Raw genomic sequence first — 13,234 nt, forward strand, 5'->3', positions numbered from 1 at the left:
ATTCCGCCACGACCGCATCTTGAAATCTATTAACCATTAGTTAATTGGTAAAAACTAATCGTTATAATTTTTCTTTCATTAAGAAAGAATGGTGGCTACGACGGGATTCGAACCTGTGACCCCATCATTATGAGTGATGTGCTCTAACCAGCTGAGCTACGTAGCCATCTTTTTGAGCGAGACAATATAAACCTTCACGCTCTAAGTGACAACCCTTTTTCTTAAAGGAATCCCACTTTGGAATAATGGCAGGTCTACCTGGATTCGAACCAGGGAATGGCGGCATCAAAAGCCGCTGCCTTACCGCTTGGCGATAGACCTGCAGGCAGTAGTATTTCTACCACTTAATACATGGTGCGGTCGGAGAGACTTGAACTCTCACACCTTACGGCGCCAGAACCTAAATCTGGTGCGTCTACCAATTCCGCCACGACCGCATCTATTCCTAACAATTCTAATAAAAGAACGTTTAGGAATGGTGGCTACGACGGGATTCGAACCTGTGACCCCATCATTATGAGTGATGTGCTCTAACCAGCTGAGCTACGTAGCCAATACCATGTTTTCCGTTCTCGCCGCTAAGTTGCCTTGTTGTCGGGAACGGCGCGCATTATGCGAAGTTGAGTGAGATCCGTCAACAGTTTTTTTCAATAAATCCCGCAAAATCCATCGTTCGCTTCCTTTTTAAACAAAGAGGCGTGTTTATGATCTAAAACTGGAAATAAATTGGCTTGGAGCGAGGGAGTTTATTTTGTGTTGTTTATGAAAGGTATAAAAAAAGCCAGCATGCTAGCTGGCTTTTTTTGTAAATGAAGTGTTTAAAATTCATTTACTTAGTTATACATTGAAGCGGAAGTGTACAACATCACCATCTTTAACGATGTATTCTTTACCTTCTAGACGCCATTTACCCGCGTCTTTCGCACCGCTTTCACCGTTGAATTGGATGAAATCATCGTAGCCGACAACTTCTGCACGGATGAAGCCTTTTTCAAAGTCAGTGTGGATTTTACCAGCTGCTTTAGGTGCGCTTGCACCAACAGGGATTGTCCAAGCACGAACTTCTTTCACGCCGGCGGTGAAGTAAGTGTGTAGGTTAAGCAGTTCGTAACCCGCACGAATTACACGGTTTAGACCAGGTTCTTCGATACCGAGATCTGCAAGGAACTCTTCACGCTCGTCGTCTTCTAGCTCAGCCATTTCTGATTCGATAGCCGCACATACTGGAACAACTACGTTGTTTTCTTTTTCCGCGTACTCACGTACAGCGTCTAGGTATGCGTTATCTTCAAAACCGTCTTCGTTCACGTTAGCGATGTACATAGTCGGTTTTAGCGTCAGGAAGTTTAGGTAACCTACTGCTGCTAGCTCTTCTTTAGAAAGCTCAACAGTACGTGCCATGCCGCCTTCTGTCAGAACTGGAAGTAGCTTCTCTAGCACAGTCAGTTCGAATTTCGCGTCTTTATCGCCGCCTTTTGCTTTTTTAGCGTTACGCTGAATTGCGCGCTCACAAGCATCAAGGTCAGCCATTGCTAGCTCAAGGTTGATAACTTCAATATCTTCGATTGGAGATACTTTACCAGCAACGTGAACGATGTTGTCGTTTTCAAAACAACGTACAACGTGACCAATCGCGTCAGTTTCACGGATGTTCGCTAGGAATTTGTTACCTAGACCTTCACCGCGTGATGCACCAGCAACGAGACCAGCGATGTCTACGAATTCCATTGTAGTAGGCAGAACTTTCTGTGGGTTAACGATCTTCGCTAGTGCGTCTAGACGTAGATCTGGCACAGGAACCACACCAGTGTTTGGTTCAATGGTACAGAACGGGAAGTTTGCTGCTTCAATACCCGCTTTAGTTAGTGCGTTAAACAGAGTTGATTTACCAACGTTAGGTAGACCAACGATGCCACATTTAAAACCCATGATAGTAACCTTATTCAGCTTTGAACGTGTGGAGGCGATTTTGCGCTTTTGATAGGCCATCCTTTATTAGGATGTCTAGACAGCGAACCGACTCGTCGGCTGCGGCGTCTAGGAGCTCTTGCTCTTTCGCTGGAGCTTTGCCTAGTACAAAACCTGCCACTTTATCTTTGTGTCCCGGATGGCCGATGCCGATACGAAGACGATAAAAATCTTTGTTATTGCCCATTTTGCTAATCGTATCACGTAGGCCATTGTGACCTCCGTGACCACCACCTTTCTTAAACTTAGCGACACCTGGAGGTAAGTCTAGCTCGTCATGAGCAACCATGATCTCTTCTGGTTTAATTTGATAAAACTTCGCTAATGCCGCGATCGCTTTACCAGAAAGATTCATAAACGTGGTGGGGATGAGCAAACGGAGATCCTGGCCATTGACCATAATGCGTCCGGTTAGGCCAAAGAACTTTGGTTCGTTCTTCAGGGTAACGTTGTGAACGCGAGCTAATTCTTCTACAACCCAAGCGCCCGCATTGTGGCGAGTTTTGGCGTATTCTGGTCCCGGATTAGCAAGACCAACAAGAAGTTTGATTGGTTGAGTCAAGGTTAGGATCTCTCTGGAATCTCAAAAAGCGCAGTATGATAGCACAGAATTCTCACAGTGGGCGACCAAGGGATTTTCTGCCTATCGATACAAATAAAAAAACACCCCAAAGAGGGGTGCTTTTAAAATCAGTCTAACTGAAATGTTCGTATTAGTTGAACATTGCAGAGATTGACTCTTCGTTGCTGATACGACGAATCGCTTCAGCTAGCATGCGAGATAGGCTTAGTGTGGTCACTTTGCCAGTTGCAGCCATCTCTTTAGATAGAGAGATAGAGTCAGTTACGATAACTTGGTCAAGAACAGAGTTCTTGATGTTGTCTGCAGCGTTACCAGAGAAAACAGCGTGAGTTGCGTAAGCGAATACACGCTTAGCACCGCGCTCTTTTAGCGCTTCAGCAGCTTTACATAGTGTGCCACCTGTATCGATCATGTCATCAACGATCACACAGTCACGACCTTCAACGTCACCGATTAGGTTCATTACTTCAGAAACGTTTGCACGTGGACGACGCTTGTCAACGATAGCGATGTCGATGTCGCCTAGTGCTTTCGCTGTTGCACGAGCACGAACTACGCCACCTAGGTCAGGAGAAACCACTACTGGGTTTTCTAGACCACGAGATTGCATATCTTCTAGCAGTACAGGCGTACCGAAGATGTTATCAACAGGTACATCGAAGAAGCCTTGGATTTGCTCAGCGTGTAGGTCGATAGTCAGAACGCGGTCAACACCAACGTTAGATAGGAAATCAGCAACAACTTTTGCAGTAATTGGCACACGAGAAGAACGTACACGACGATCTTGGCGAGCGTAGCCGAAGTAAGGAATAACTGCAGTGATACGGCCTGCTGAAGCACGGCGCATTGCATCAATCATAACAACCAATTCCATTAGGTTGTCGTTAGTCGGTGCACAAGTGGATTGAATGATAAAAACATCGCTACCACGAACATTCTCGTTGATTTGAACTGCAACTTCGCCATCAGAAAAGCGAGAAACAGATGCATCACCTAGAGAGATGTAAAGACGATCAGCAATACGTTGGGCTAGTTCAGGTGTTGCGTTACCAGCAAATAGCTTCATATCAGGCACGGTGGAAACCTCGGGTTTGCGTCCAGTTTTAAATAGGTCGGTGTTGGGCTGATTGGTATTCAGCCAAAGTCTCTTTTAGTGGCGAGATATTGCGCCCTTGAGCGACAAATGCCGAGACATTATCAGAGAGTTGTGCAAGGATAGCTTTTGCTTCCGCTTTGCTTGAAAATTCAGCAAAAACGCAAGATCCTGTCCCCGTCAATCTTGACGGCGCGTATTGTAGCAGCCATGAAAGTTGCTTATCAACCTCTGGGTAGAGCATTCGTACAATTTTTTCGCAATCGTTTACGCTTGGCGTGTTTAAAAGCGTTTCTAAATCGCGTTTTGGCGTGTTTCGAGTCAAATCCGGATGAGTGAATATGTCGGCGGTTGCAATGGAAACATTTGGACGAACGACCAAATACCATTTCTCATCTGGATGAGCTGGCGAAAGTTTCTCGCCAACACCTTCCGCAAACGCTGCAAAGCCGCGAACAAAAACGGGTACATCAGCACCAAGCGCAAGGCCGATTTCGGCTAATTCATCATCACTTAAGTGGGTTTGCCATAGGTAATTAAGCGCAACTAAGGCCGTTGCTGCATTGGATGAACCTCCGCCAATACCACCGCCCATAGGTAAGATCTTATGAAGATCGATATGTGCACCGTATGAGCAATTTGCGTAGCGTTGCAATGCTGTGGCGGCTTTCCAGATCAAGTTGTCTTTTAGAGGAACACCTTCAATTTCAGGTGAAATTGTGATCTCGCCAGAGCCATTCGCTTGGATGCTAAGTTCATCGCCGTGATCGACGAATTGGAATAAGGTTTGTAATTCGTGGTAGCCGTTTTCAGTTCGGCCATTGATATAAAGAAAGAGATTCAATTTCGCTGGTGAAGGCCAGCGGGTTGAAAATTCGATCATTGGGTGATGTTCCATTTTATGATCACTAAATTAATTTTTACGTCTGCGGTACTTAGCTTGAGTTTGTTCGGTAATGGCAACGCTTGTTCGTGCCAGGCCACATCCCCATACCGTTGGTAGGCAATGTTCCAATCGTTCATATCAATCTGCTTGTCCAGCGCTTGCAAGGTATTGGTCGCTGAGAGTTGGAAGGAGTCTGCATCCGTTGGAAGGCCAAGTAGCCAATCCGGCATGTGATCAACAGGCATCATTAAGCCCGTTAATCGGTAAATCAATTGGTTGGCATTACGCGCAGAAAGTACTTGGTCGTCATAGGTTTCTACAGTCGCACCTTGTGGTGTAATCGTGAGTTTTAATGCGGTTTGACCAAGTAGAGTAGTTAAGCGCAATTGGCTTAAGGTGGAAGAATGTTTCCAGAAAAAATTCAGACTTTGCCTTTGGTCGGGGCCAATGTAGCCAAGCTTGCCCGTGGCTTGAAAGTTATCAATGGTTTCTAGTCGCTGTTCATGTGCTTGCCACTCAACACTGGTGACACTCTCAGGAACAGAACTACAACCTGCAAGTACTATGCTCGATAAGAGCAAGATGAGAAAGGAGCGTAAGGTCATGTTTGATGGCTTATTAATCAGTTTCATCGGTAATCGCTCACAACTATAGCACTGAAAACAGAGACGAAGGAAAACAAATCCTGCTTACCCTTTCAATAAATGCGTGCTTACAGTAAAATTCTGAACCTATTTTATAACCGATCTCAGAGATACCACGTTAGATGTCCTTGCTTGCTATTGGAATCAATCACAATACAGCGTCTGTTGACTTGCGAGAGAAAGTGGCGTTCGGACCCGATAAACTGGGCCCAGCACTTGAGCAACTCAGAGACCACGAAGCCGTTAATGGCAGTGTGATTGTTTCAACCTGTAACCGTACCGAAGTGTACTGCGACGTAAAGCAAGGAGCGCGAAATAAGCTTATCGACTGGTTAGCCCAGTTCCATCAAGTTAATCAAGAAGACTTGATGCCGAGCCTTTATGTCCATGAAGAGCAAGCGGCGATTAAGCACTTGATGCGTGTTTCTTGCGGCCTTGATTCACTGGTACTTGGTGAGCCTCAGATTTTGGGTCAGGTAAAACAAGCGTTTTCCGATTCCCGAGATCATCAGGCGGTGGATACGTCGATTGATAAGTTGTTCCAAAAAACTTTTTCTGTCGCAAAACGTGTTCGAACTGAAACTGATATTGGTGGTAATGCGGTGTCAGTGGCTTACGCTGCTTGTACACTGGCAAAACACATCTTCGAATCACTTTCTGATTCTACGGTGTTGTTGGTGGGCGCGGGCGAAACCATCGAACTGGTGGCGAAGCACTTAGCCTCCAATGGCTGCAAGAAAATGATTGTGGCTAACCGAACCAAAGAGCGTGCATTGTTATTGGCAGAGCAATTTGGTGCTGAGGTGATCAGCCTGAATGAAATTCCTGACCATCTACCAAGAGCGGATATCGTAATTAGCTCAACAGCGAGTCCGTTACCTATCATCGGTAAAGGCATGGTGGAAACGGCATTGAAAAAACGTCGTCACCAGCCAATCTTGCTTGTAGATATCGCCGTGCCACGAGATGTGGAAGCGCAAGTCGGTGAATTGAGCGATGCTTACTTGTATTCGGTGGATGACTTACAGTCGATCATCGATAACAACATTGAGCAACGTAAAGTCGAAGCGATTCAAGCGGAAGCGATTGTTAGCGAAGAAAGTGCAGCATTCATGACGTGGATGCGCTCGCTGCAAGCGGTCGACAGTATTCGTGATTATCGTAAATCGGCGAACGAAATTCGTGAAGAATTATTGAGTAAGAGCCTACAATCATTGGCAACGGGCGCAGATCCTGAAAAGGTCCTGCGTGAGCTTAGTAATAAACTCACCAACAAACTGATTCACGCTCCGACTCGTGCATTGCAAAGTGCGGCCGAGCAGGGCGAACCAGCAAAATTAACGGTTATCCGCCAGACCCTTGGTTTGGATGATCTGTAACTCACGCTTTTTATTAAGAAAACGACACTATGAAAGCCTCTATTCTGACTAAGCTAGAAACGCTAGTAGAACGTTACGAAGAAGTACAACATCTTCTTGGTGATCCTGATGTAATTGGTGATCAGGACAAATTCCGTGCTCTATCAAAAGAGTACTCGCAGCTAGAAGAAGTAACTCAGTGCTTCCAAGCGTATCAGCAGGCAAAAGAAGATCTAGAAGCCGCTGAAGAGATGGCGAACGAAGACGACGAAGAAATGCGTGAAATGGCGCAAGAAGAGATCAAAGAAGCAAAAGAGGCGATTGAGCGTCTTACCGACGAGCTTCAAATCTTATTGCTACCAAAAGATCCAAACGACGAGCGTAACTGTTTCTTAGAAATCCGTGCGGGCGCAGGTGGTGACGAAGCGGGTATCTTCGCAGGTAACTTGTTCCGCATGTATTCTAAGTTCGCTGAGAAGAAAGGATGGCGCGTTGAAGTTATGAGCAGCAATGACTCAGAACAAGGCGGCTACAAAGAGATGATCGCGAAAGTGAGCGGCGATGGCGTTTACGGTGTGCTTAAGTTTGAATCAGGTGGTCACCGTGTACAACGTGTACCTGAGACTGAATCTCAAGGTCGTGTTCACACTTCAGCGTGTACCGTGGCAGTGATGCCTGAGATCCCAGAAGCGGACTTACCAGAAATCAAAGCAGCCGATCTGAAGATTGATACATTCCGTGCATCTGGCGCGGGTGGTCAGCACGTCAACACCACGGATTCTGCAATCCGTATTACCCACTTACCAACAGGTACAGTAGTAGAGTGTCAAGACGAGCGTTCACAGCATAAGAACAAAGCGAAAGCGATGGCAGTACTTGCTGCTCGTATCGTTCAAGCAGAAGAAGAGCGTCGTGCTGCAGAAGTCTCTGATACACGTCGTAACCTACTAGGTTCTGGTGACCGTAGTGACCGTATCCGTACTTACAACTACCCGCAAGGTCGTGTATCTGACCACCGCATTAACCTAACTATCTACCGTTTGAACGAAGTGATGGAAGGTGACCTGCAAAGCTTGATTGAACCAGTGGTTCAAGAGCACCAAGCAGACCAACTTGCGGCGCTAGCTGAGAACAACTAATCGATGAGCCAAGTTCAATCGATTGAGCAAGCACTGAAAAGTGCAACGGCAATTCTGACAGAAGGCGGCAAAGAGTCGCCTTCTCTCGATGCGGCTGTCCTCCTTTGTCACGTCCTAGGCAAACCAAGAAGCTACCTGCTCACTTGGCCAGAAAGAGCATTAGAAGCGGAACAACAAGCTCAGTTTGAGATGTTGTTAGAAAGACGCATCGCAGGTGAACCAGTGGCTTACATCATTGGTGAACGTGAGTTCTGGTCTTTGCCGTTAAAAGTCTCCCCTTCTACCTTAATTCCAAGACCAGATACCGAACGTTTGGTTGAAGTCGCACTAGATAAAACCTTTGATCAGACCGGGCCGATTCTTGATCTTGGTACAGGCACAGGAGCGATTGCCTTAGCTTTAGCGTCTGAAATGCCAGCGCGTCAAGTGATGGGCGTGGATTTAAAACAAGAAGCAAAAGAGCTCGCAGAGTACAACGCGGCGCAACTAAACATTAAAAATGTGACGTTTGACCAAGGTAGCTGGTTTGAACCTATTGCCAGCGGAACAAAGTTTGCTTTAATTGTCTCCAATCCACCATATATCGACGAAAAAGACCCACACCTATCTCAAGGTGATGTGCGTTTTGAGCCAAAATCTGCGCTTGTTGCAGACGAGAATGGCTTAGCGGACATTCGATATATCTCCGATCTTGCTCGTCAATATTTGCAAGAGGGTGGATGGCTTGCTTTCGAGCATGGTTACGATCAAGGTGATGCAGTACGCGAAATCCTGACGAACTTTGGTTTCGAGCAAGTGATGACAGAAAAAGATTACGGCGATAACGACCGAGTGACGCTTGGTTGCTTTAAGCCAAAATAATAACGAGCAAGTCAGCAGTAAACTTATAAAAGAGAAGAGAAATGTACGTAGCTCTAAAACACATTCACTTGGTGACGATCGCGCTGAGTGCAACACTATTGTCTATCCGATTTGCGTTGTTGATGATGAATTCTCCGAAACTCAACAATCGCTTTCTGAAAATTTTCCCGCATATTGTTGATACCGCGCTACTGCTATCTGGTATCGGTCTGATCATGGTGACCGGCTTTATTCCATTTACGGATGCTGCGCCTTGGTTAACCAACAAGATCACTTGTGTGTTGGCGTACATTGCTCTTGGTTTCTTTGCGATGAAGATGGCGAAGAACAAGTTGCTGAGAATCTTTGCTTTCTTCGGTGCTTTAGGCTGGTTGGTTATGGCCGCAAATATTGCCGTTTCTAAAAATCCAAACCTATTTGGGTAATCTTCATGCTTGAACTTTTTGACGAAGATTTTGACAACATCCCGTTGGTGGAAGGTGCCTTAGAGCTGAACCATTCCATTAACCCAGAAACCAATGTTCATTGGGCAAAACAAGAATTAGAGCGTCTGTACAAAGAAGCAGAAGCGACACTTGTTCATGAAACCGATGAAGAGCAACGCTTTGACTCATTCTTGCGCCTATTCTTCCATGAATGGGGATTTAAAGGGGATGAGCAAGAGTATTTTATCTCTGACAACAGCTTTATTGATAAGGTGCTAGAGCGTAAGAAAGGCATTCCAGTTAGCCTTGGTGCTATTTTGCTTTATCTTGGCAATCGTCTTGGTTTCCCGATGAAAGGGGTGACATTCCCAACTCAGTTCTTGATTAAGCTGGATTGGATGCACAAAACACCAGATTACATTAATCCGTTTAACGGTGAATACGTTGGCGAGAAAATTCTTCAAGCATGGTTGATTGGTCAAGAAGGTCCACTTGCGACGCTTAAACCTGAACATTTTGAAGAAGCCGATAACCCTACGGTCATTGGCCGTTGGTTAGCTTTGATTAAAAGTGCGATGCTGCGTGAAGAGCGCTACACACTGGCACTGCGTTGTACCAATCTTGCGTTGACGTTTGTACCTGATGACCCGTATGAAATTCGTGACCGTGGCTTTATCTTCCAGCAGTTAGAGTGTCTTCAGGTTGCCGCTTCCGATTTTGAGTACTTTATTGACCAATGCCCAGACGATCCGGCATCAGAGCTACTAAAATCACAAGTTAATGCGATGAACGAAAAGCACGTCACGCTTCACTAATTTTATCAATAGGCCGAAAGGCGTATTGAGGACAGACAAAAGAGAATCAAAATGGAACAGAAAATCGTTAATATTGGCGACATTCAGGTTGCTAACGACAAGCCATTCACACTGTTTGCTGGTATGAACGTTCTTGAGTCTCGTGATCTTGCTATGCAGATCTGTGAGCACTATGTAAAAGTAACCGACAAGCTTGGCATTCCTTACGTATTTAAGGCATCGTTCGACAAAGCAAACCGCAGCTCTGTCCATTCATACCGTGGCCCTGGTCTAGAAGAAGGTATGAAGATCTTCCAAGAACTGAAAGACACGTTTGGCGTAAAGATTATTACTGATGTTCATACTGAAGCACAAGCTCAACCAGTGGCAGACGTGGTTGACGTTATTCAGCTTCCTGCATTTCTAGCTCGTCAAACTGACCTTGTTGAAGCAATGGCGAAAACAGGCGCGGTTATCAACGTGAAGAAACCTCAGTTCATGAGTCCAGGCCAAGTGGGTAACATTGTTGAGAAGTTCGCAGAATGTGGTAACGAAAACATCATCCTATGTGAGCGTGGCTCTTGTATGGGCTACGACAACCTAGTTGTAGACATGCTTGGTTTTGGTGTAATGAAAAACGCATCGAAAGGCAGCCCAATCATCTTTGACGTAACACACTCACTACAAATGCGTGATCCATCGGGCGCGGCATCTGGTGGTCGTCGCGAGCAGACGGTTGAACTGGCAAAAGCGGGCTTAGCAACAGGCATTGCGGGTCTGTTCATCGAAGCGCACCCGACTCCAGACCAAGCTCGCTGTGATGGACCATCTGCATTGCCTCTAGACAAACTAGAGCCGTTCCTAGCGCAAATGAAATCGCTAGACGATCTAATCAAGAGCTTTGCAGACATCGATATCAAATAATCGATCGTTGTGAATGTTTGAATGAAATGGTCAGCCCGCGTGCTGGCCATTTTTGTATCGACACATTGATTCTGCCTCACTATCCTTTTCTCGCTTCCTTACCCCACCTTGATTATGTCTATAATCTGTTTAAATTTGCGGCTGTTCAGTTCGCATAAGTAAAGTGCGTCGCAGAAACATGAAATCAATATGTTAGTGTTTTACACTATCTCAAGTTTTTGCGTCTCAATAAGTAAGAGTTGAGTTAGTTCTTCTCATTGAGCGTGCAATGCAGTGGACCCCAGACGATAAAAAGGTAAAACAATGAAGCAACGCCTGATTGTAAAAACCGCTTTAAGCGCCGCTATTCTGGCTACTTTAGCCGGATGTGCAACGCAACCAGCACACGAATGGAATGAAGATACAACGTACAAATTGACCGTACTGCACACCAACGATCATCATGGTCGTTTCTGGCAGAATAAATACGGCGAGTACGGCATGGCTGCGCGTAAAACGCTGATTGATGAACTGCGCGCAGAGATTCAAGCGGAAGGGGGCAGTGTGCTACTCCTATCAGGTGGCGACATCAACACAGGTGTACCTGAGTCTGACTTGCAAGATGCAGAGCCTGACTTTAAAGGCATGAGCAAAATTGGTTACGATGCGATGGCGCTCGGTAACCACGAGTTCGACAACCCACTAGAAGTGCTATTCAAACAGCAAGAGTGGGCAAACTTTCCGATGCTGTCTGCCAACATTTACGACAAAGAAACTGGCAAGCGCTTGTTCCAACCTTATGCCATGTTCAACAAGCAAGGCATCAAGATCGCTGTTATTGGTTTAACCACTGAAGACACGGCGAAGCTAGGTAACCCTGAATTTATTGGCGAGGTTGATTTCCGTGACCCGAAAGAAGAAGCGAAGAAGGTCATCGCTGAGCTAAAAGAAACTGAGAAGCCAGACCTTATTTTTGCAGTGACACACATGGGCCATTACGGAAATGGCAACCGTGGTGTGAATGCTCCCGGTGATGTGGCATTGGCTCGCTACCTAAATGAAGGTGACTTGGACATGATAGTGGGTGGTCACTCTCAAGAGCCTGTTTGTATGGAAGGTCCGAACGTCATCAAAAAGAACTTCATGCCAGGTGATGAATGTAAACCTGATGTGCAAAATGGGACTTACATTGTGCAAGCGTATGAATGGGGTAAGTTTGTTGGCCGCGCGGATTACGAATTCCGTAATGGTGAGCTTTCTATGGTGAGCTACGATCTGATTCCAGTCAACTTGAAGAAGAAAATCAAAGTGAACGGCGAATCACAACGTGTGCTGATTCAAGATGAGATAAACCAAGATGAGACATTGCTTGAGTTTTTACGCCCTTATCAAGAGCAGGGTCAAGACAAGCTCAATGTGAAGATTGCTGAATCGAATGGGAAACTTGAAGGCGACCGTAACGTGGTTCGTTATCAGCAAACCAATCTTGGCCGTCTAATCGCAACCGCGCACATGGAGCGTGCGAAAGCAGACTTTGCTGTCATGAACTCAGGTGGCGTGCGTGACTCCATTGAAGCCGGTGATATTACCTACAAAGACGTACTAACGGTACAACCGTTTGGCAACATGGTTTCTTACGTCGATATGTCGGGTAAAGAAGTCTTAGATTACTTAAATGTAGTCGCAACTAAGCCCGTAGATTCAGGTGCTTATGCTCAGTTTGCGGGCATTTCTATGACTGTGGAAAATGGCAAGGTTTCGAACGTATTCATTGGTGAAAAGCAGTTACGCCTCGATGGCCAATACCGCTTTACCGTACCGAGCTACAATGCGTCAGGCGGTGATGGCTACCCGAAAGTAAATACGCATTCAGGCTACGTCAATACAGGGTTTACAGATGCAGAAGTGTTGAAAGAGTTCTTACAAACGCACAGTCCGATTGACGTAAATGAGTATGCCCCTTCTGGTGATATTGTTTACAAGTAAAAAGCGATTGACTCAAACTCGCGGATACCATTAACTTAAAGCGCTGCTACCGATAACGGAGCAGCGTTTTTTGTTTTATGAGGAGAATCTTGATGACTCCGGCCATTAATCTTGCGAAAAAGAAAAAAGTATCACACACCATTCACCAGTACGAGCACGACCCACGAGCGGACAGCTATGGATTAGAAGCGGCAGAAGTATTGGGACAAGATCCAAAGAAAGTCTTTAAAACGCTGCTGTTCTGTTTGAACGGCGAGCCTAAAAACCTAGCCGTTGCCATTATTCCTGTCGACCAAAAGCTGAATCTTAAATTGGCAGCGAAAGCGGCGAAGGGCAAAAAGGCCGATATGGCTGATCCGGAAATTGCACAAAAGACCACAGGATATGTTGTTGGTGGGATTAGCCCACTTGGACAAAAAAAAGCGCTGCCTACCTTTCTACATGAAAGTGCAACAGATCAAGACACCATCTGCGTGAGTGCGGGTAAGCGTGGTTTAGAAATCGAGTTAGCCCCGAAAGATTTGCTGAGTTTAACTCGTGGTCAATTTGCACCGCTGTGCTTGTAAGTTGAAGATGACCCGTCCTGATATGGGT

13 protein-coding genes and 4 tRNA genes are annotated in these 13,234 nt (G+C 45.8%); 8 read left to right on the top strand and 9 right to left on the bottom strand.

Features of this window, described 5'->3' with window-relative positions:
* Positions 1-89: 89 nt before the first annotated feature.
* The 9 genes from BCT11_RS01740 to lolB form a co-directional block, all read right to left on the bottom strand.
* A tRNA-Met gene (locus tag BCT11_RS01740) sits at positions 90-166 on the bottom strand.
* 80 nt (positions 167-246) lie between these two features.
* Positions 247-321: transfer RNA gene (locus BCT11_RS01745), tRNA-Gln, on the bottom strand.
* A 31-nt stretch (positions 322-352) separates the two neighbouring features.
* A tRNA-Leu gene (locus BCT11_RS01750) sits at positions 353-437 on the bottom strand.
* Between the two features lie 39 nt (positions 438-476).
* Positions 477-553, bottom strand: a tRNA-Met gene (locus BCT11_RS01755).
* A 284-nt stretch (positions 554-837) separates the two neighbouring features.
* Positions 838-1,929: a redox-regulated ATPase YchF gene (gene ychF / locus BCT11_RS01765; protein WP_038872793.1), complete on the bottom strand. Its 1,092-nt coding sequence runs from the start codon at positions 1,927-1,929 to the stop codon at positions 838-840.
* Positions 1,930-1,939: 10 nt separating this feature from the next.
* Positions 1,940-2,530 carry an aminoacyl-tRNA hydrolase gene (gene pth, locus BCT11_RS01770; protein WP_038872796.1) on the bottom strand — a complete coding sequence of 197 codons (591 nt, stop codon included), beginning with the start codon at positions 2,528-2,530 and terminating at the stop codon, positions 1,940-1,942.
* Positions 2,531-2,681: 151 nt separating this feature from the next.
* Positions 2,682-3,626: a ribose-phosphate pyrophosphokinase gene (locus tag BCT11_RS01775; RefSeq protein ID WP_010446481.1), complete on the bottom strand. Its 945-nt coding sequence runs from the start codon at positions 3,624-3,626 to the stop codon at positions 2,682-2,684.
* Between the two features lie 28 nt (positions 3,627-3,654).
* Positions 3,655-4,542, bottom strand: a complete 888-nt coding sequence (ispE, locus tag BCT11_RS01780) for a 4-(cytidine 5'-diphospho)-2-C-methyl-D-erythritol kinase (protein ID WP_082038266.1) — start codon at positions 4,540-4,542, stop codon at positions 3,655-3,657.
* Entirely contained in the window at positions 4,524-5,162 is a 639-nt protein-coding gene (lolB, locus tag BCT11_RS01785; RefSeq protein WP_102386940.1) for a lipoprotein insertase outer membrane protein LolB, read from the bottom strand. The genes ispE and lolB overlap by 19 nt, the downstream gene beginning before the upstream one ends.
* Before the next feature lie 134 nt (positions 5,163-5,296).
* Between lolB and hemA the strand changes: the two genes are divergently transcribed.
* From hemA to ybaK, 8 genes are all read left to right on the top strand, one after another.
* Entirely contained in the window at positions 5,297-6,553 is a 1,257-nt protein-coding gene (gene hemA / locus BCT11_RS01790; RefSeq protein WP_038872799.1) for a glutamyl-tRNA reductase, read from the top strand.
* A 29-nt stretch (positions 6,554-6,582) separates the two neighbouring features.
* A complete protein-coding gene (prfA, locus tag BCT11_RS01795; protein WP_038872803.1) occupies positions 6,583-7,671 on the top strand; it encodes a peptide chain release factor 1 in 1,089 nt (362 codons plus the stop codon).
* A gap of 3 nt (positions 7,672-7,674) precedes the next feature.
* Positions 7,675-8,532: a peptide chain release factor N(5)-glutamine methyltransferase gene (prmC, locus tag BCT11_RS01800; protein ID WP_045395855.1), complete on the top strand. Its 858-nt coding sequence runs from the start codon at positions 7,675-7,677 to the stop codon at positions 8,530-8,532.
* Positions 8,533-8,573: 41 nt separating this feature from the next.
* Positions 8,574-8,957 (top strand): SirB2 family protein, encoded by a 384-nt coding sequence (locus BCT11_RS01805; RefSeq protein WP_038872806.1) that lies wholly within the window; start codon positions 8,574-8,576, stop codon positions 8,955-8,957.
* A 5-nt stretch (positions 8,958-8,962) separates the two neighbouring features.
* Positions 8,963-9,772: a SirB1 family protein gene (locus BCT11_RS01810; RefSeq protein WP_038872810.1), complete on the top strand. Its 810-nt coding sequence runs from the start codon at positions 8,963-8,965 to the stop codon at positions 9,770-9,772.
* A 51-nt stretch (positions 9,773-9,823) separates the two neighbouring features.
* Entirely contained in the window at positions 9,824-10,675 is an 852-nt protein-coding gene (kdsA, locus tag BCT11_RS01815) for a 3-deoxy-8-phosphooctulonate synthase (protein WP_038872813.1), read from the top strand.
* Between the two features lie 303 nt (positions 10,676-10,978).
* Positions 10,979-12,640: a bifunctional UDP-sugar hydrolase/5'-nucleotidase UshA gene (gene ushA, locus BCT11_RS01820; RefSeq protein ID WP_102386941.1), complete on the top strand. Its 1,662-nt coding sequence runs from the start codon at positions 10,979-10,981 to the stop codon at positions 12,638-12,640.
* Positions 12,641-12,732: 92 nt separating this feature from the next.
* On the top strand, positions 12,733-13,206 hold the full coding sequence (gene ybaK / locus BCT11_RS01825; RefSeq protein WP_039977110.1) for a Cys-tRNA(Pro) deacylase: 474 nt from the start codon (positions 12,733-12,735) through the stop codon (positions 13,204-13,206).
* Positions 13,207-13,234 lie beyond the last annotated feature (28 nt).

The organism is Vibrio sp. 10N.222.52.B12, assembly GCF_002875385.1.
Taxonomy (GTDB): Bacteria; Pseudomonadota; Gammaproteobacteria; order Enterobacterales; family Vibrionaceae; genus Vibrio; species Vibrio jasicida.

Coding starts and splice junctions, on each gene's coding strand:
- prmC (WP_045395855.1), top strand. CDS start 7,675: ATGAGCCAAGTTCAATCGATTGAGCAAGCACTGAAAAGTGCAACGGCA.
- ispE (WP_082038266.1), bottom strand. CDS start 4,542: ATGGAACATCACCCAATGATCGAATTTTCAACCCGCTGGCCTTCACCA.
- BCT11_RS01805 (WP_038872806.1), top strand. CDS start 8,574: ATGTACGTAGCTCTAAAACACATTCACTTGGTGACGATCGCGCTGAGT.
- prfA (WP_038872803.1), top strand. CDS start 6,583: ATGAAAGCCTCTATTCTGACTAAGCTAGAAACGCTAGTAGAACGTTAC.
- ushA (WP_102386941.1), top strand. CDS start 10,979: ATGAAGCAACGCCTGATTGTAAAAACCGCTTTAAGCGCCGCTATTCTG.
- kdsA (WP_038872813.1), top strand. CDS start 9,824: ATGGAACAGAAAATCGTTAATATTGGCGACATTCAGGTTGCTAACGAC.
- ychF (WP_038872793.1), bottom strand. CDS start 1,929: ATGGGTTTTAAATGTGGCATCGTTGGTCTACCTAACGTTGGTAAATCA.
- BCT11_RS01810 (WP_038872810.1), top strand. CDS start 8,963: ATGCTTGAACTTTTTGACGAAGATTTTGACAACATCCCGTTGGTGGAA.
- lolB (WP_102386940.1), bottom strand. CDS start 5,162: ATGAAACTGATTAATAAGCCATCAAACATGACCTTACGCTCCTTTCTC.
- ybaK (WP_039977110.1), top strand. CDS start 12,733: ATGACTCCGGCCATTAATCTTGCGAAAAAGAAAAAAGTATCACACACC.
- hemA (WP_038872799.1), top strand. CDS start 5,297: ATGTCCTTGCTTGCTATTGGAATCAATCACAATACAGCGTCTGTTGAC.